The sequence below is a fragment of the Kocuria atrinae C3-8 genome (assembly GCF_000286355.1).
Lineage (GTDB): Bacteria > Actinomycetota > Actinomycetes > Actinomycetales > Micrococcaceae > Kocuria > Kocuria atrinae_A.
In genome coordinates this window covers 17008-35010 of sequence record NZ_AJXN01000105.1, presented here as the reverse complement: position 1 = coordinate 35010, position 18003 = coordinate 17008, and the positions used below count along the sequence as shown (strand labels likewise).

The following is an 18003-nucleotide window of genomic DNA, read 5'->3' as shown; positions in this document are numbered from 1 at the left end:
ACAAAACTCGGGGCTTGACAATCGGAACCGGTGAGACGTCATGAAGCCCATGGATCGATGGTTTCACAGTCAAAACATGGCACGAATCACATTTAGGACGTGTTCGAACTCAATCGGCTGGATTTAAGTCATTAAATCCTGATCTATTTCGTGAGATGCTCTTCACATGAAGCAAGTCCAAGGTTAGGCTTTCCTAAGTTTGGCAGTCACACAGAGAGCGAGGAAGCCATGGTCGAGCGAACGATTGGTGGCCAGTCTCAAGGTTCCAGCACCCACGATCGAGCAGTGTCACTGGCACATCGAATGCTTGCGGGGGCGGGGCGCGCGGCACTGGTTGCCTACGGGCTCGAAGGACAGCCCACGCTCGATGCACTGGCGCACGGCATGGCAGGCAACGGCGAACTCATGGTGGCGACCACCGTGTTCTCTGGTTCTGACGACGCGGTTCTGCTCAACCCGGGCGCGCGCATGGATGTTCGGATGGACATCACCAAGCTCTCCCCGGAACCTCGCGTGGAAATTCTCACGGCCAGCGCGCACATGCTCGGTCAGCTGGAGTGGTTGGACTCCGAACGCGCTTCCGATGTACTCGAGTACGACGACGTGCCCGAGATGGTCAAAGCCGTGGCCGAGTCGCCCTTCGGAATGCTCGGCATCGTCCGGGTCTCGCGGGTTCTGCTGCACGACGGCGTGGGTGCCACGGCCATTCCGTTCGGGCACCTGGTCGAGCGGCATGACGACGTCGCTCTGGCCGGCTTGGGTGACATCGAGACCGTTGGTCTGGATGTTGCGTCCAGCCTGGATTCCGTTGATCTTGCCTCGCTGTGCGATGCCGTCAGTAACGGCTGGGTCGAGGCGCGCGTCTTGAGTGAGAAGCCCTCTGCCGGAGGTTGCTCTCATACCAAGAACCGTGAGTTCGTGGTGGATGTCGATGTCACCGGATTGACGGTCATGCGCAACGGTGCCGAGCGCACTCATGTGTTCTTCGTGCCCTTCGACCGCGAGTCCGTGGTGGAGTGTGGTGGTCTCTTGGCCCGAGTGGAGTCCCTGTTCGGGGCTCGAGTGGGCGCAGCCGAATAATCGACTCGCAGTCATCCTCAATTTGGGGAGTAATCGCCCAGACAGCTGGCTCGTCAGAACCAAAAACCGTGCCCGTGCGTTCGTGAAGAACGCACGGGCACGGTTGTGTCCGGAAGCGAGTGATTACTCGGCTTCGTAGGAAGCGCAGTTAGCGGTGTCGCCGGTCATCTCGATGGAGGACGCGGTGCACAGCAGGTCGGTGTTGTGCTTGCACTCGAGGCGCTGGCACGCGCCAACCTGGCCGTTGGCGGTGGGCAAGCCTCCGCGAGCGTCCAGGGAAATGAAAGTGGTGCAGGATGCGGTGGAGCCGCTGCCGCCCACGGTGATGGCGGGCGCGGAGCAGCCGTTGTCGTTGTATGCGCACGCGGTGGCGGCGCAAGCGGAGACGGCGGTCAAAGTAGCCATGATCTGTTCCTCTCAGGCGGTTCGTATTTATAAAGATACGAGCGAAAATCCCGCCTTACAAGTAAGTTGAACCTTAGGTCAAACCACTCTGACGTAATTAAATTAGCGAAGTCCCATGTTCTCTAATTGCCGACCAAGGGGAGCCTTGCCTTGCTGTGACGGGCATCTCGCGGGTCTGCGGTCCGTGAAGAGTGTTTCGTAATTGGGTATCCGCTAAATCATCTCTGCATTAGCTAGTGGGATTCAGGGCATCCGCGTGAAATGCACATTAATCACACATGACACCAATTGAAATGAATAACGCTAACGCGAGTGAGCTCGGTCCTACCTGCGGTACTCGCTACCGTCCTGGGTTCGCGTGAGGTGCCCGGCGTCTACGCAGTGCCGACGAATCAGGGCCGGGTCATCGCTGAACATTTCAATCCGTTCATTGAGCTCTCGCTCTCCGATGTGCTCGTCAGCTGCCAAACATTGATCCATGATCCAGCGGATCAGTCCGTCTTTATCCGCTGCCTTGGACGGCCACCGTGCGACGCGCCCGTTCTCCAGGAAGCGCTCGTAACCCTTGGGGGTATCACGTGCGCCCTCGGCCAAGAGTTCACGAAAAACAGCGGTGGGTAACCATGCGCCGTCGGCGTCCTCGATCAAGCCGGCGCGTTGTAGGTTCTGGAGGGCGCGCGATTGTTTGGACGTAGGCGCCTCGGAAACCTGGTCGAGGATGACCCGGGCATACATGTCGCGAGTATCCGGATTCGCAAGGGCGGCAAAAATCTGACGCGTGTTCATTCGGCCATCCTGGCAGGCCACACCCAGAAATCAATGAAGAAGAGGGGGAGTGGAATGTCACCCGTTAAGCGAGGGAGAGGAAGAGCTTCTCCATCTCCTTCTTATCCATGGCTTCGTCGGGGTTCTTGAAGCACTGTTCGAGCCCGCTGGCCACGATGAGGAAGCCTGCGCGGTCCAGAGCTTTGGAAACGGCGGACAGTTGGGTGACCACGTCCTTGCACTCCTTACCCTCTTCGGCCATGCGAATGACCGCTGCGAGTTGGCCCTGGGCTCGTTTGAGTCGATTGATGGCCGGCGTGATGTCTGAAGGGTCAAGTTCCATGGGGTCTCCTGAATCTGAAGGGTGAGAGCATCCTATACCCCCGGGGGCGTTTGCATACCCCAAGGGGTATCCAGCATACTGACCTCACCATTTCTATTCAGCCGCTCGAAAGGACTCTCGTGTCTCCTCCTACCGTCACCGATGTCAGCCCTCAAACTCTCCGTGAATGGATGGCGCAACACCAGGATCTGGTGGTGGTTGACGTCCGGTCGGCGGCGGAGTTCGAGGCCCTCCACATCAAGGGCTCCTACAACGTGCCGCTGAACCTGCTGTCCGAGCACACGGAAGACCTCGTTTCCCGGCTGGGAGAGCGCGTTGTGCTGGTCTGCCACTCAGGCGTTCGGGCAGAGCAAGCGCGTCAACGGCTGGCCACGGTGGGGCTCGAATCTGCCTACGTGCTTGAAGGCGGTGCCTCGGGGTTCGCCGATGCCGGTGGTGATGTGGTGCGCGGCGCATCCCGCTGGGATCTCGAACGACAGGTGCGCCTGGTGGTCGGCTCCTTGGTGTTGACCGGTTTGGTCGGCGGAAAGTTCGTTTCGCCCAAGCTGCGTACTGTGGCCGGAATTATTGGCACCGGGCTCACCTTCTCCGCCGCCACCAATACCTGCGCCATGGGCAAGGCACTGTCGGCCATGCCATGGAACAAGGCGGCGGTGGAGCCCACCGCCACCTCGGCCATTCAGCAGATCCCGGCACGCTCCGAGTAATCCCTGAAGCTGCGCGCTCGAAGGCGCGGAGCTTTAGGGGGACAGGACTTCTCATGACAGTGACTCTTGCACTGACCTGTTGTTGTCGATCATGATCGGACTCTCGCTGGGGCTGCTCGGTGGCGGCGGATCCATTCTCACTGTTCCGATCCTCACCTACGTGGCCGGATCGGATCCCAAGGAGGCCATTGCGGCGTCGCTCTTCGTGGTGGGGGTGACCTCGGTCTTCAGCGCTGTCACTCATGCCCGCCAGGGACGGGTGAAGTGGCGAACCGCGTTGATTTTCGGGCTTGCCAGCATGGTCGGCGCGTTCCTCGGGGGACTGGCTGGCGGGTACATCCCAGGCGCGGTGCTGATGATTGCATTTGCCGTGATGATGGTGGCCACGTCCTTGGCGATGATTCGTGGTCGAAAGAAGGAGAAGGAAAGCTCTGCGCACACCGATCTGCCGATCGTCAAAATTCTCATCGAGGGGCTCGGGGTGGGCCTGGTCACCGGCTTGGTCGGGGCCGGCGGAGGTTTCCTGGTTGTCCCGGCCCTGGCGTTGCTCGGCGGCCTGTCCATGCCGGTTGCTGTGGGAACCTCGCTTGTGGTCATCGCCATGAAGTCCTTTGCGGGACTGGGCGGCTATCTCACTTCCGTCTCGCTGGACTGGGCACTCGTAGGGGCCGTCACTGCCGCCGCAATAGTGGGGTCAGTGATTGGTGCTCGGCTGGCGGGAAGGATCCCGGAAGCAGCATTGCGGAAAGGGTTCGGGATCTTCGTGCTCGTCATGGGATTCTTCGTACTCGCTCAGGAACTGCCGGGCGTGGGAGGCCTGATCGTGGCGGGTGCAGCCGGTGCTGCTGCTGTCGCCGTGCTGGTCTGCTGGTTCGCCGTTCCCCGTTGTCCCCTCAGGTCTAAGGCGATCGCTGGCTGACCCCCGGTCGTGCGAAATTCCTGTTCTCGAGGGAATCGCTAGCGATAAAGGAACTCCCCGTCGAATGAGCTAGGTTTCAGCTCATTCGACGGGGAGTTTTCTTGCCCCGGTTATTCGGGCGCAATGTGCAGTGGCCTACTTGGAGGCATGCCAATGGTGCAGAGCCAATGACGGCGTTGGGTGACGAGTTCTCGACGGGAATCCGAATACCAGAAGGCCGGGAGTCACCCGCAATGGGTGGACCTCCCGGCCTCGGTCGTCAGGATTTCTTAGCGAGAGGCGCTGCTGACGGAGTCCTGGTGAACTGCCCAAGCATCGTAGGAGCTTGAGCTCGGCAACGTCGTAGCCCGCGTGGCGTAGGACGTTCGCGACGATCGAGCTACGCGCCCCGCTCTTGCAGTACGTGACGATGGTTCCGTGCTGCGGGAGCTTGTCCAAGTTCCACAGCACTCGACCACCGTGAAGCTGTGTGGCGCCGGGAATGTGTCCCTCGTCGTATTCACTCACCGCGCGCACGTCCAGAAGCGTTGCTGCATCGAAGGATTCCACATCTCCTGGGTTGATCACCTGAGGTTTGGAAACGGGGAGTCCATCGAACGAAGTCACATATCCGGCCACCTTGTCGATGCCCACGCGCACCAGGTGGTCCCAGATGCTCTGCGCCGACTCCTGGTCTTCCGCCAAGAGGACCAGGGGGCGATCATCCGTTTCCGGGTTCACTGCCCAGGCGCCATACGTGGCGATATTGCCGGAGCCCGGAATGTTCAGTGCGCCTTCAACGGTGCCATTGTGGGCTGCGTCCGCGGAACGGGTATCCACGAAGCTGACTTCGTCGGCTTCCAGCTTCTTGGCCACCTCCGCATTGTCGAGTTCTTCCAGCGGGGCGCGTTCACCCATGATCTCCGGGCCGCGGCGGTTCTGGTTCTTCATGCGGCCGAAGTAGAACGGTGCGTCAGGTTGCCCATCGAGGAGCGCATCGATGAATCCCTGTTCGTCGTTGTTCTCCGCGTAGGAGGCCCACCAGGAGAAGCGGCGCTCATAGCCCACGGTGGTGGAGGGGATAGCGCCCAGGGACTTTCCGCAGGCAGATCCGGCGCCGTGGCCGGGGAACACCTGCACGAGGTCCGGCAGGGTCAAAAACTTGTCTCGAAGGCTCTTGAACATCTGCTTGGCACCCTCGAAGCGGTATCGATACCGCCTGCGGCCTCATCGAGCAGATCGGGTCGGCCCAGGTCACCCGAAAACACGAAGTCCCCGGTGAGCATGTAGCCCGGGTCGTCCGCGAACGCGCCGTCGGTGACGAGGTACGAGAGGTGCTCGGGTGTGTGTCCGGGGGTGTGTACTGCAGTAATGGTGATGTTGCCAAGTTTGATCTCGCTCCCGTCATAGAGGCGGGTTGCGTCGAATTCGTACTGCCAATCCTGGCCACCTTCTCCGGAGACGTACATGGTGGCACCAGTGGCCGAGGCCAATTCACGAGTACCGGAGAGGAAATCTGCGTGGAGGTGAGTCTCGGTCACACCCACGATCTTCATGCCGTTCTTCTCCGCGATCTTCACATAAACATCAAGGTCGCGCCGTGGATCGACCACGATGGCCTCTTTCTTGGCCTGGCAACCGATCACGAAGCTTGCCTGGGCCAAGTCCTCGTCGTAGATGCGTTCCAGAAGCATGAGGAGTTCTCCTTAATTGCGACATCGGGAAGCCTGCTGCTCCTCCGGGTGTTGACCAAAACGGTAATACCCTAGGGGGTATGTTGCAAGTACCCCCTAGGGTATTGCTGGCACAGTCCGCACTATGGGTGTCAGGGCATCGCGTTAGTGTGACCTACATGACATTCCGTGTAGATACCCCCGAGCATTTGGTCGCGTCACCTCGCCTGTCCGGATTCAATACCCACGAATCGGGCACTGTGGTGGCCCTTCGTAAAGAGCTGTCTACAGATGGCAAGAAGTACGTGACGCAGGCGTGGTCGGTAGAGACTGACCAGGACGAGATCCAGACCCGGCAGCTGACTCACGATCAGCACGGAGTGTCGGAAGTGTGTCCCGGGGTCGGCGGCGCCCTCTTCTTCACGTCTGCGCGCCCCGCCAACCAGGACGACAAGGACCGCACACGGCTATGGCTTTTGCCTCGTACGGCGAGGCGCGGATGATTCTGGAACGGCCCGGCGGCGTCGAAGACCTCAAGCTGGGTGGCGACCGTCTGTTCTTCGTAAGCGGCACGCTCCCGTCTGCCCGCCACGCCAACGAGGTCACCGCCGAGAGCGAGCGGTTGGACAAGTTGCGCGAAGACTCGGGCGTGAGTGCGGTGTTGTACGAGACGGCACCCACCCGCGATTGGGACCACGACCTGGGGCCGGATGTGCCCACACTCTTGTTCGTGGACGCTGTCGGCGCTGCCGCCGGCGCTTCGGTCCAGGACCAAACACGGCACGTTCGACTTCCGGAGGGTCGTTTGCTGGGTTATGAGCCTCGCCGGACGGGAGTTTTGCGGTGGTCACCGTGCAAGCTTGGATGGACGGCGGGTGGGAACGTTCGGAGATCTGGCGTGTGCCCGTCACCGACGATGGCTCTGGGGAGCCCGAACTTATCCGCCCCGTCGAACAGGACACCTGGTGGGAAGCAGGTCCTGTCAGCCCGGACGGAACGCGGGCCATCATCGTCAAGGAGCGGCTGTGGACCAGTACGCAAAATCTCTCCATATCGCTGTGCGTTTACGACTTCGCGTCGGGTGTAGCCCACGAGATCCTTCCCGGAGACCAATACTGGGGAGAGGATCCCCAGTGGATTGATGACAGTACCGTGGTTTGCAGTGCCGATTACCGTGGCCGCGGCATTGTGCTGCGCATCAGTTGTGCACCAGGGGATGAACCGCGCGTTGATATTGCTGCCGGCGGCGATGGTCAAGGCTGGACGTACCGGTCTGTTCACGTGACGGGGGAGCGGCTCTGGGCTCTGCGATCCCGCCTGGACCGACCCGAAGAGCTCGTGTGCTGGCCGAATGAGGGATTCTCGGCCGATCCCGCACCGGTTCAGGGGCTCCTGTCCGATGCCACTCCGGCTGGGAGGCTGGAAGAGGTCATCACGGTGCCGAGGACGGAAAGGAGATTCGAGCCTGGCTCGCGCTGCCTGACACCCCCGCGGCCGAGGAGCTTCCGCTGCTCGTGTTCGTGCATGGTGGGCCGTGGGCGTCCAACAACGCGTGGTCATGGCGTTGGAGCCCGTGGCCCTTCGTGGCAAGCGGCTATGCTGTGCTGCTTCCCGACCCCGCCATCTCCACCGGTTACGGCCAGCACATGATCGACCGGGGACAACAGGAACTAGGTGGTGCCCCGTTCACTGATGTCATGGCCCTGGTGGAGGCTGCGACGCAACGCCAGGACATCGATGCCGAGCGGCAGGCCCTGCTGGGTGGTTCCTACGGCGGGTACATGGCCAACTGGGTGGCCGGCCACACGGGCGAGCGGTTCAGGTGCATCGTGACTCACGCGTCCCTGTGGGATCTGAACACGATGGGCTCGACCACCGACAACACCGAGTGGGAAGAAGCGATGGCGCCGTCGCAGGCCGATCACTATTCACCCCACCGGTTCGTGGGTGACATCCAAGTACCCATGCTGGTCATCCACGGTGACAAGGATTACCGGGTGCCCATCTCCCAGGGGCTGCAGTTGTGGTCGGATCTGCAACGACATACCGCGGTGGAGGGGCACAAGTTCCTGTACTTCCCGGACGAGAACCACTGGATCCTCAAGCCTGCGAACGCGCGTACCTGGTACGAGACGGTTCTGGCCTTCGTCGACCAGCATGTGCAGGACAAGCCGTGGCACAGGCCGGAGCTTTTAGGATAAGTTGTTCTTTTGTTATGGCCCGGAGTTTCTGGAACTCCGGGCCATTTCTTTGTCTGTATGGTGTTACTGATTAGTCAGTAACACCATAAGAGCTACTTTTGTGGCATAGTCCCTCGCACTAGGTGGGGAAATGGTATGAATGAGAATTGCATTTGCCCTTGTGGGCCGTATTGATACACGCGTAGCTTTGGACTCACGCTCGGGCTCGAACGAGGGGCAGTAAATTCTTGGAAGGTGTAGCGCCCGAATGTTCTCTGAGCGTTCTTTTCGGAATTCATAAGCTTGGCTATGAATTCTTAATTCTAGCAAGGAGAAAACATGTCGGTTCACGCCACTAACTCGAACGCGCCCAAAAACAAGCACCGGAAAATCGGGGTTTTATTGGGAAGCGTTACTTTACTTGCCTCGTTGTTGACCATTCCTCCGGCCGCGGCGGAGCAAGGTGCCATGGAGATCCCCACGACCGGCGTCGTGACCGGTACGCCCAATGGCTACTGCGGCAGTGGCAACTCTCACGGCGGCTTCGACATTGCCGCTCCTACCGGTACGAATGTCCGCGCGGCTGCCAGTGGCAAGGTGGTTCAGGTTGGGTATCAGTCCAGATCCGGCAACCTGGTCGATGTCGAACATGCCGGGGGATACAAGTCCCGCTACTTCCATTTGAGCGCGCAGTCGGTCAAAACGGGTCAGACGGTGACCAAGGGCCAAGTGGTGGGCAAGGTAGGAAGTACCGGCAACTCGACCGGCCCGCACCTTCACTTCCAGATCGAACGCTATGGCAGCGTCATCCGTGACGCCGCCTTGAACCGCACCATGACCTGCGGAAACCGAGTTCAAGCGGGCACGGCCATGAACTGGGGCTTCCCCGGTCTGCCCAGAACGGGAGGCACTACTCCGCCCTCGAATCCCAGTGTCAGCTACCCGACCCTGCGATCCGGATCCAGCGGGGCTGCCGTCAAGGACCTGCAGGCGCGATTGAAGGCGGCAGGCCGCTATTCGGACGCGATTGATGGCAAGTTCGGACCGAACACTCTCAATGCCGTGAAAGCGTTCCAGCGCAGTGTGGGGCTGACGGCCGACGGAGTTGTGGGACCGCGCACCTGGGGTGCTCTCATCGCCCGTGATCTCAACGGCACCACCTTGAAGTCCGGTCAGGACAGCAACCAGGTGAAGATTCTCCAGCGCTCGCTCAATGCCTTCTTGGGTAGCGGGTTGACCGTAGACGGGAAGTTCGGCCCGGCCACCCAGACCGCCGTCAAGAAGTACCAGTCGAGTCGCGGACTCAGTGCTGATGGTGTGGTTGGAGCCAAGACCATCAGCGCCATGAAGCGTGGTGCCTGATGAAGGCCCGCGTTGGGGACGACATGCGCCCGGCTCACCAGGGCTTCGATCGCAGGGCCTGGTTCAAAGCGGCCGGACTGGCCTCCATCGCCGCGGCGGTCGCGGTGCCGTCCGTGGTGTCCATGCCAGCCGCCTATGCTGCACCGTTGCCCGCCCCCGGGTTCATCACGTGCCCGCAGTGGGGTGCTCGTGCCCCCAGGAAAGCCATCACGATGGGCGCCAAGCCCACTCACGTGGCGATCCACCACACGGCCACAGCGAATCGCGGCGCCAGAACCAGATCTGCTGAAGACTCATTCGTGCGGTCGATTCAAACAAGTCACATGGCGCGAAATTCGGATATCCGGGACACCCTTCAAAACTTCACGGTCACGCAGGGTGCCAGAATTTATGAGGGTCGCCATCGCAGTCTGGAGGCGGTCAGGTCTGGTCGGTTGAGCGCCATTGGCGGACATATTCGAGGCGGAGATGCGGCCAATCAAAAGGCTGTCGGTATTGAAACCGAAGGGACGTTCAGTTCTGCACTGCCGAGCGCGAGTCAGTACCGAGCGTTGGTTCATTTGGTGGCCTACATTTGTCAGCAGTACAGGATTCCTGTGGCAAATATCTTGGGGCACAGGGATTTTGCGGGTAATTCCACCACGGAATGCTGTGGAAATGCCTTTTACCCTAAATTGGCAATTCTCCGGAAAGACGTAGCGGCAACCTGAACGCCGGAAGGGTTATCACGTCGGACCTTGGTGGCTCACCGGGCAGCGGGGGAGCGTATCCCACGCTGCGTGTCGGGTCTCGCGGAGCGGCGGTCACCAAGGCGCAGTCCGCGCTCCTGAAGAACGGGTTCAACCCGGGGGCCGTTGACGGTGTCTTCGGCGCCAAGACCGAAGTGGCTCTTAAGGGGTTCCAGGCCAAGGTGAAACTCACCGCGGACGGGGTCTTGGGGCCCAAGAGCTGGTGCGCCTTGATGTCCGCGGGAACACGCCCGATCGTCAAGGAGGGTAGTTCGGGCGAAGCGGTGACGCGCGTGCAGCGAGCTTTGAACGCTCGACGTGGATCCGGACTCCAAGAAGATGGGAAGTTCGGACCCGCGACCGGTCAGGCCGTCAGGAGTTACCAGTCGACATTGGCCATGCAGATAGATGGTGTGGTCGGTGCTGGAACGTGGGGCGCCTTGCAAGCAGGCAGGTAGGGCCACGAAGGCACACCACTAATAACTGATGAAGGGGCTGCTGGAGCCGCGCGGACACCACCGTCCGCGCGGCTCCAGCTGTTCATGCCCAGGGGCGCGATCGACGAACAGACGAGAGATAGGTCACGTGTGGACGAGCAGGTCCATCAGGAAGAGTAGAATCGCTGAGATTCCCCTCTACCTCGATTTATGAAGAGAGACTTGCGTATGTCTGAAACCACCGCCCAGCGCGCCGATCTGCGCAACGTGGCAATTGTTGCCCACGTTGACCACGGCAAGACCACCATCGTCGATGCCATGCTCCAGCAGACGCACGCTTTCTCCGAACACGGAGAGGTCGAAGAACGAGTCATGGACTCGGGAGACCTGGAGCGGGAGAAGGGCATCACCATCCTCGCGAAGAACACCACCGTGTTCTACGACGGCCCCTCGGCCGACGGCGAGACCATCACCATCAACGTGATCGACACCCCGGGCCACGCGGACTTCGGTGGCGAGGTGGAGCGCGGCCTGTCCATGGTGGACGGCGTGGTGCTCCTGGTTGACGCTTCCGAAGGACCCTGCCCCAGACCCGTTTCGTGCTGCGTAAGGCACTCGAGGCCAAGCTGCCCGTGATCCTCGTGGTCAACAAGGTGGACCGCCCGGACGCCCGCATCGAAGAAGTGGTCTCCGAGACCATGGACCTGCTGCTCGGCCTGGCATCGGACATCTCCGAGGACTACCCGGAGATGGACCTGGACGCCGTTCTGGACGTCCCCGTGGTCTACGCCTCCGGTAAGGCCGGTCGCGCCTCCACCGATCAGCCCGGCAACGGCGAGCTCCCCGACAACGAGGATCTCGAGCCGCTGTTCAAAACCATCATCGAGCACATCCCGGCGCCTTCTTATGAAGAGGGCGGCGTGCTGCAGGCTCACGTGACCAACCTGGACGCTTCCCCGTTCCTGGGTCGCCTGGCACTGCTGCGTATCTTCAACGGCACCCTGAAGAAGGGCCAGACCGTTGCCTGGGCCCGCCAGGACGGCCAGCTGAAGAACGTCCGTATCTCCGAACTCTTGGCCACCAAGGGCCTGGATCGCGTTCCTGCCGAGCAGGCCGGTCCCGGTGAGATCGTGGCCGTTGCCGGTATCGAGGACATCACCATTGGTGAGACCCTGACCGATCCGGAGAACCCGCAGCCGCTTCCGCTGATCACCGTGGATGACCCCGCGATCTCCATGACCATCGGTATCAACACCTCACCGTTGGCCGGTCGCGTCAAGGGCGCCAAGGTGACCGCTCGCCAGGTGAAGGATCGCCTGGACAAGGAGCTCATCGGTAACGTCTCGCTCAAGGTTCTTCCCACCCAGCGTCCTGACGCCTGGGAAGTTCAGGGTCGTGGCGAGCTGGCCTTGGCCATCCTGGTGGAGCAGATGCGCCGCGAAGGATTCGAGATCACCGCCGGTAAGCCCCAGGTCGTCACCAGGACCATCGACGGCAAGGTGCACGAGCCCTACGAGCACATGACCATCGACGCCCCGGACGAGTTCCTCGGCGCCATCACCCAGCTCATGGCCGGCCGTAAGGGCCGCATGGAGGGCATGGTCAACCACGGCACCGGTTGGGTGCGCATGGAATTCAAGGTTCCCTCGCGTGGTCTGATCGGCTTCCGCACCAAGTTCCTGACGGAAACCCGCGGTGCCGGTATTGCGTCCTCGTACTCGGACGGCTACGAGCCGTGGGCCGGCGACATCGAATACCGCACCAACGGCTCGCTCATTGCGGACCGTGCCGGTGTGGTTACCCCGTTCGCCATGATCAACTTGCAGGAGCGCGGTGCGTTCTTCGTGGAGCCCACCTCCGAGGTTTACGAGGGCATGATCGTGGGCGAGAATTCTCGCGCGGACGACATGGACGTGAACATCACCAAGGAGAAGAAGCTCACCAACATGCGCTCCTCCACCTCGGACAGCTTCGAGCACCTCACCCCGCCGCGTAAGCTCACGCTCGAGGAGTGCCTCGAGTTCGCTCGCGAGGACGAGTGCGTCGAGGTCACCCCGGAAGCGATTCGCATCCGCAAGGTCGTGCTGGACGCCAACGAGCGTGTGAAGGCTGCTCGTCAGCGGGCTCGCGTCTGATCATGAGCACTCCGCAATACCCCGAAGCGGGCACGGTCACCGAGAGCGCAATGGATTCGCTGCTGCCTTCGGACCGTGCCCCCGGGGAGGCGCGGATCCTGTGGGTTCATGCCCACCCGGACGACGAGTCCATTGCTACCGGCGGCTCGATCGCCCACTACGCCCGCGCTGGTGCGAGCAACGTGCTGCTCACCATGACGCGCGGCGAACGCGGTGAGGTCATCCCCGCGCCACTCCGCCACCTCGAAGTGGGCCAGCCTGGCTGCCCCGACACCGACGGCACGGCACTGGGTTTGTATCGCGTGGGCGAGCTCGACGACGCCGCCGCGGCACTCGGTCTCTCCGATCGATTTTTCGCCGGGGAGACTCCGGCCCTCGATGAGTCCGTAGGGTTTGCCAACGGCCTGGGCCGCTACCTGGATTCCGGGATGAGCTGGGGCGACAACGGCCGTGCGCAGCCTGCCGAGGATGTTTCCCCGGCAGCGCTCACGTCGGCGACCGAGGATGAAGCCGCCGCCCACGTGGCCGCGGCCATTCGAGAGATCCGTCCGCACGTGGTGGTCACGTATTGCGACGACGGCGGTTACGGTCACCCGGACACGTGCGCACCCATCACGTCACGATGCTCGGCATCGACAAGGCCAAGACGCCGGCGGACGGTGCAGAAGTCTGGGACGTCCCACTCGTGTGGGGCACCGAGGCGACGTCGATCCCGCTGATCGGAGGCAACAGGCCGTGGTCGCCGGAGACCTCGACACCAAGCGTTCGGCCATGGCGGCCCACGCCACCCAAATTGTTCTGCCGGAGGACGCACCCGAGACGTTCGAACTGTCCAACGGCGTTCCCCAGAAGCTGACCGCCACCGAGCACTATCGCTTGCTCCGTGGTGACCTGAGCAGCGGTGATCACTCGTGAGCAGCACCGAACGGACATCCGTGAACCCGGCCCCGTGGCAGAACTCCGCCGGGAGCGAGAACCGCGTGAACCAGGCCGCCACTGGAGACAAATCCGCTGGCGGACTTTCCGCCGACGATGCTAAACCTGCTGCCGCGGATCCCGCCGTTGCGAATCCGGTCGACGAACCCGCCGAGACGGACGAGATCAGCTCGACCAGAGCGGCGTCGGCGCGTCCGACCAGCCTGTCCTCCGTGCTGACCACCGTGATCACCGGCCTGCTGGTGGGTTCCGTGGCCACCGTGATGCACGCGAACATCTGGTACATCAATGACTCCGTGTGGCTGCCGTGGGGACTGCTGTTCTCCGGCGCCTCGTGTGGTTCGCGAGCGTGTGGTGCGGCACCGCTACCCGCCGCGTGTGGGCCGCAGCGGTCCCCGGACTGCTCACCTACGTGCTCTCGTGGGCCTACGCATACCTCAAGAACGGCTCGGCCTGGTGGTCACCTCGTGGGAGGCGCCCATTGGCATGGTCGGCTACGCGTGGTTCGCCGTGATTTTCGTGGCCGTCATGGCCGCGGTGATTGTTACGGGCCGCTACATCGTCAGACTCCGCCGACAAGCACGCGTCTTACCACGCGGTTAGACTGTTGGCTGATCCCCTCGAACCAGGAAAGGTACGTTTACCGTGACATACGTGATCGCTCAGCCTTGTGTGGACGTCAAGGACAAGGCATGCGTCGAAGAATGTCCCGTGGACTGCATCTACGAGGGCGAACGCTCCCTGTACATCCACCCGGACGAGTGCGTGGACTGCGGTGCGTGCGAACCTGTGTGCCCCGTGGAAGCCATCTACTACGAGGACGACACCCCGGAAGAATGGGCCGAGTACTACAAGGCCAACGTCGAATTCTTCGATGACCTGGGCTCCCCGGGCGGTGCCGCCAAGCTCGGCAACACGGGCAAGGACCACCCGATCATCGCCGCGCTGCCCCCGCAGAACCAGGACTGACCGTGACGCAGCAGCGCGCCTTCGGGCTGGACCTGCCCGACTACCCGTGGAACTCGCTCGCGCCTTATCGCCAGCGCGCCGCTGAGCACCCGGGCGGCACGGTGGATCTGTCCATCGGCACGCCCGTGATCCCACGCCGCTCGTGGTCCAGGATGCGCTCGCGGCCGCCTCGGATGCGCCCGGCTATCCCACCACGCACGGTACGCCCGCGCTGCGTGAGGCGATCGTGGACTGGTACGCCCGACGCCGCGGCGTCGCCAATCTCGACCCGGCCGCCGTGATGCCCACCGTGGGTTCCAAGGAATTGGTCGCGTGGCTGCCGCTGCTGCTGGGACTGTGCCCGGGCGACGTCGTTGCGCGTCCGACCGTTGCTTACCCCACCTATGACATCGGGGCACAGCTGGCCGGAGCCGAGGCCGTGGCCGCCGATGATCTGGACGACCTGGATCCCGAGGTGCGCACGCGCGTGCGCATGGTGTGGGTCAACTCGCCGGGCAACCCCACCGGAATCGTGCGTGACGCTGCAAGCCTCAGGAAGATCGTGGACCAGGCCCGTGCGCAAGGTGCCGTGGTCGTTTCGGACGAGTGCTACGCGGAACTGGGCTGGGGCGAATGGGACGTGGCCGAGGGTGGCGAACCCGTACCGTCCGTGCTGGACGAGCGCGTGACCGGGGGAGACCTGTCGCTCGTGCTGAGCGCATACTCGCTGTCCAAGCAGTCGAACCTGGCCGGCTATCGCGCAGCGTTCCTGGCCGGTGACCCTGAACTGATGCCGTCGCTGATCAACTCGCGCAAGCACGCGGGCATGATCGTGCCGTATCCCGTGCAGGAGGCCATGCGAGTGGCTCTTGCCGACGACGCCCATGTTGCGTCCCAGAAAGCGCTCTACCGGGAACGCCGCGCCAAGTTGCTGCCCGCCGTGGAAGCGTTCGGGCTGCGCATCGACCACTCGGAGGCGGGGCTTTACCTGTGGGGAACCGCGGGCGAGGACACCTGGGACACGGTGGACCGCTTCGCCGAACTGGGCATCGTGGTGGGCCCCGGAACGTTCTACGGAGACGCCGGAAACGGTTATGTTCGACTGTCGATGACCGCCAGTGACGAGCGGATCGACGCTGCCGTAGCACGACTGCGAGAGGCCGTGTAACCACACTCCACGCATGACAAATGAGTGGAACCTACGCCACACCACGGGGTAGGTTAGATGATGATCAAACTGTGTCCCAGTATGTGCGTGACAGTCATGGCAACGCAGTTGTTGCTGTGAACGGGACCGCGAACCGCTCGCGGGGCACCCCAAGCAAACCGTGGAGGACAACACCATGCAGAGGCCAAGAAGAACGCCCAGAAGGTTGAACTGAACTATCAGGACGGCAAGGCACTGGAGCTGCCCGTTCTCGAGGTCACCGAAGGCAACCAGGGCTACGGCCTGGGTGCGTTGCTCAAGGAAACCGGCAACGTCACCTACGACCCCGGCTTCATGAACACGGCCAACACCAAGTCCCACGTGACCTACATCGACGGCGACAACGGCATCCTCCGGTACCGCGGCTACCCCATCGAGGAACTGGCTGAGCACTCCAACTTTGTGGAGACCGCCTACCTGTTGATCTACGGTGAGCTGCCCACGCGCGAAGAGTACGAAGACTTCGAGCACCGCATCACCACGCACACCATGGTCCACGAAGACATCAAGATGTTCTTCAACGGCTTCCCGCGTTCGGCCCACCCCATGCCCGTGCTTTCCTCGGCCGTGTCTGCGCTGTCCACGTTCTACTCCGACTCCCTGGACCCGTTCGACAAGGACCAGGTGGAGATCTCCACCATCCGCCTGCTCGCTAAGGTTCCCACCCTGGCCGCGTACGCGTTCAAGAAGTCCATGGGCGAGCCGCAGCTCTACCCCCAGAACAAGCTGAACTACGCGGAGAACTTCCTGCGCATGTGCTTCGGCGTACCCGCCGAGGACTATGAAGTGGACCCGGTGGTCGCCAAGACCCTGGACATCCTGCTCATGCTGCACGCTGACCACGAGCAGAACTGCTCCACCTCCACCGTTCGTCTGGTGGGCTCCTCGCACGCCAACATGTTCGCTTCCGTGTCCGCCGGTATCAACGCGCTCTACGGTCCGCTGCACGGCGGCGCCAACGAGTCCGTGCTGCACATGCTCGACCAGATCCAGAATCGCGGCCTGTCCGCGGACGAGTTCATGGAGAAGGTCAAGAACAAGGAAGACGGCGTCCGCCTCATGGGCTTCGGACACCGCGTGTACAAGAACTACGACCCCCGCGCAAGATCATCAAGGCTACGCCCACGATGTCCTGGCCAAACTGGGCGGCAACAACGAAATGCTGGACCTGGCCATGGGCCTGGAAGAGAAGGCTCTGGCGGACGACTACTTCGTGGAGCGCAAGCTCTACCCGAACGTGGACTTCTACACCGGCCTGATCTACAAGGCCATGGGCTTCCCGGAGAAGATGTTCACCGTGCTCTTCGCGATCGGTCGCTTGCCGGGCTGGATCGCCCAGTGGCGCGAAATGATTGAGGACCCGGAGACCAAGATCGGCCGTCCCCGCCAGCTCTACGTGGGCGAGGGCGAGCGTCACTACCCGACCTCCAACTAGGCTTCACACTTCAGCAGAACACCCCGTCCCCGACTTCGGTCGGTGGCGGGGTGTTCTGCTGTGCGGGGGGGGTGTCTCACCGCACCCGCGCGTGAGGGGACGTTGGGACCGTGCGTTGCACCTGAGGTGTCGTTGGAACCCTTAGTAGGACCCAGAAGGGTTCTAACGGCGCATGAGGTGTCCTCGAAGGTTCTAGCGGGGCGTGTAGCGCATCGCGACCGCGCCGGAGGCGTACTCGACGCGGTCCACCAGCTGAAGGTCGAGGGGCTGGGACAGCCCGGCGAACAGCGTGGGGCCGTGGCCGGCCACGCGGGGGTGCACCACGAACTCGTATTCGTCGATCAACCCCAGATCGGCCAGGGCAAGCGGTAATGTTACGCCACCCACGTACAACCCTTCGCCGGGCTCCTCCTTGAGAGCACGAACAGCCTCACTTAAGTCACCGCGTAGGAATTCCGCATTCCAATCCACATCACTCAGGGTGCTCGAGACCACGTACTTCTTGGCGGAGTCGATCGTTTCGGCGAACGGCACCATCCACGGATCCATCCAGTCCGGCCACCCACCCGTGGAAGGATCACGGCGCCAGGCCTCTTCCATCATCTGGTAGGTCACCCGGCCGAAAATGAGGGCGTCGGCGCGCGCCATGGTTTCCGCCGCGCGCCGGTGCAACTCTTCGTCCGCGATCCCCTCGCGGTGATCCACACAGCCGTCGAGGGTGACATTAATGGAGTACCTGAGCGGTCTCATGGCCCCAGAGTACG

The 18003-nt window shown here is 62.2% G+C and carries 15 protein-coding genes and 5 pseudogenes; 15 read left to right on the top strand and 5 right to left on the bottom strand.

What is annotated here, in order from left to right:
- Positions 1–228 precede the first annotated feature (228 nt).
- Positions 229–1080: a hypothetical protein gene (locus YO9_RS0111420; RefSeq protein ID WP_016997582.1), complete on the top strand. Its 852-nt coding sequence runs from the start codon at positions 229–231 to the stop codon at positions 1078–1080.
- Between the two features lie 123 nt (positions 1081–1203).
- On the opposite strand, the gene YO9_RS0111415 is transcribed toward YO9_RS0111420, so the two are convergent.
- The 3 genes from YO9_RS0111415 to YO9_RS0111405 form a co-directional block, all read right to left on the bottom strand.
- Complete coding sequence (locus YO9_RS0111415) at positions 1204–1485, bottom strand: DUF1540 domain-containing protein (protein WP_016997581.1); 282 nt, start codon at positions 1483–1485, stop codon at positions 1204–1206.
- Between the two features lie 324 nt (positions 1486–1809).
- Positions 1810–2271, bottom strand: a complete 462-nt coding sequence (locus YO9_RS0111410) for a DUF2087 domain-containing protein (protein WP_016997580.1) — start codon at positions 2269–2271, stop codon at positions 1810–1812.
- A 64-nt stretch (positions 2272–2335) separates the two neighbouring features.
- Positions 2336–2593 carry a metal-sensitive transcriptional regulator gene (locus YO9_RS0111405; protein ID WP_016997579.1) on the bottom strand — a complete coding sequence of 86 codons (258 nt, stop codon included), beginning with the start codon at positions 2591–2593 and terminating at the stop codon, positions 2336–2338.
- A 170-nt stretch (positions 2594–2763) separates the two neighbouring features.
- On the opposite strand from YO9_RS0111405, the gene YO9_RS0111400 reads away from it, so the two are divergent.
- Positions 2764–3300: a rhodanese-like domain-containing protein gene (locus YO9_RS0111400; RefSeq protein WP_016997578.1), complete on the top strand. Its 537-nt coding sequence runs from the start codon at positions 2764–2766 to the stop codon at positions 3298–3300.
- Positions 3301–3353: 53 nt separating this feature from the next.
- Positions 3354–4219, top strand: a pseudogene (locus YO9_RS0111395) (sulfite exporter TauE/SafE family protein).
- A 269-nt stretch (positions 4220–4488) separates the two neighbouring features.
- Here YO9_RS0111395 and YO9_RS0111390 read toward each other — a convergent pair.
- Positions 4489–5892: pseudogene (locus YO9_RS0111390) on the bottom strand (MBL fold metallo-hydrolase).
- 158 nt (positions 5893–6050) lie between these two features.
- Here YO9_RS0111390 and YO9_RS18280 point away from each other — a divergent pair.
- The 12 genes and pseudogenes from YO9_RS18280 to YO9_RS0111340 all read left to right on the top strand — a co-directional run bounded on the left by YO9_RS18280 (position 6051) and on the right by YO9_RS0111340 (position 17239).
- Positions 6051–6374 carry a hypothetical protein gene (locus YO9_RS18280; RefSeq protein ID WP_223286460.1) on the top strand — a complete coding sequence of 108 codons (324 nt, stop codon included), beginning with the start codon at positions 6051–6053 and terminating at the stop codon, positions 6372–6374.
- Positions 6375–7229: 855 nt separating this feature from the next.
- Positions 7230–8072: an alpha/beta hydrolase family protein gene (locus tag YO9_RS18275; RefSeq protein WP_317259820.1), complete on the top strand. Its 843-nt coding sequence runs from the start codon at positions 7230–7232 to the stop codon at positions 8070–8072.
- Between the two features lie 447 nt (positions 8073–8519).
- Entirely contained in the window at positions 8520–9413 is an 894-nt protein-coding gene (locus YO9_RS0111380) for a peptidoglycan-binding protein (RefSeq protein WP_223286459.1), read from the top strand.
- The gene (locus tag YO9_RS0111375; protein WP_016997573.1) at positions 9413–10123 is read left to right on the top strand and encodes a peptidoglycan recognition protein family protein; all 711 of its coding nucleotides are present in this window, start codon (positions 9413–9415) and stop codon (positions 10121–10123) included. Before YO9_RS0111380 ends, YO9_RS0111375 begins: the two co-directional genes overlap by 1 nt.
- Positions 10087–10599 (top strand): peptidoglycan-binding domain-containing protein, encoded by a 513-nt coding sequence (locus YO9_RS21680; protein WP_396350761.1) that lies wholly within the window; start codon positions 10087–10089, stop codon positions 10597–10599. The genes YO9_RS0111375 and YO9_RS21680 overlap by 37 nt, the downstream gene beginning before the upstream one ends.
- 207 nt (positions 10600–10806) lie before the next feature.
- Positions 10807–12713 (top strand): annotated as a pseudogene (gene typA / locus YO9_RS0111365) (translational GTPase TypA).
- A gap of 2 nt (positions 12714–12715) precedes the next feature.
- Positions 12716–13432 carry a PIG-L family deacetylase gene (locus tag YO9_RS0111360; RefSeq protein ID WP_223286458.1) on the top strand — a complete coding sequence of 239 codons (717 nt, stop codon included), beginning with the start codon at positions 12716–12718 and terminating at the stop codon, positions 13430–13432.
- A 16-nt stretch (positions 13433–13448) separates the two neighbouring features.
- A complete protein-coding gene (locus tag YO9_RS18270) occupies positions 13449–13628 on the top strand; it encodes a hypothetical protein (RefSeq protein ID WP_016997571.1) in 180 nt (59 codons plus the stop codon).
- 319 nt (positions 13629–13947) lie between these two features.
- Positions 13948–14163, top strand: a complete 216-nt coding sequence (locus YO9_RS18265; protein WP_223286457.1) for a hypothetical protein — start codon at positions 13948–13950, stop codon at positions 14161–14163.
- A 131-nt stretch (positions 14164–14294) separates the two neighbouring features.
- Positions 14295–14618 (top strand): ferredoxin, encoded by a 324-nt coding sequence (gene fdxA / locus YO9_RS0111350; protein WP_016997569.1) that lies wholly within the window; start codon positions 14295–14297, stop codon positions 14616–14618.
- A 2-nt stretch (positions 14619–14620) separates the two neighbouring features.
- Positions 14621–15765 (top strand): annotated as a pseudogene (gene dapC, locus YO9_RS0111345) (succinyldiaminopimelate transaminase).
- 210 nt (positions 15766–15975) lie between these two features.
- Positions 15976–17239 (top strand): annotated as a pseudogene (locus YO9_RS0111340) (citrate synthase).
- Between the two features lie 192 nt (positions 17240–17431).
- On the opposite strand, the gene YO9_RS0111335 reads toward YO9_RS0111340, so the two are convergent.
- Positions 17432–17989, bottom strand: coding sequence for a dihydrofolate reductase family protein (locus tag YO9_RS0111335; RefSeq protein WP_031273164.1), 558 nt, complete (start codon positions 17987–17989; stop codon positions 17432–17434).
- Positions 17990–18003 lie beyond the last annotated feature (14 nt).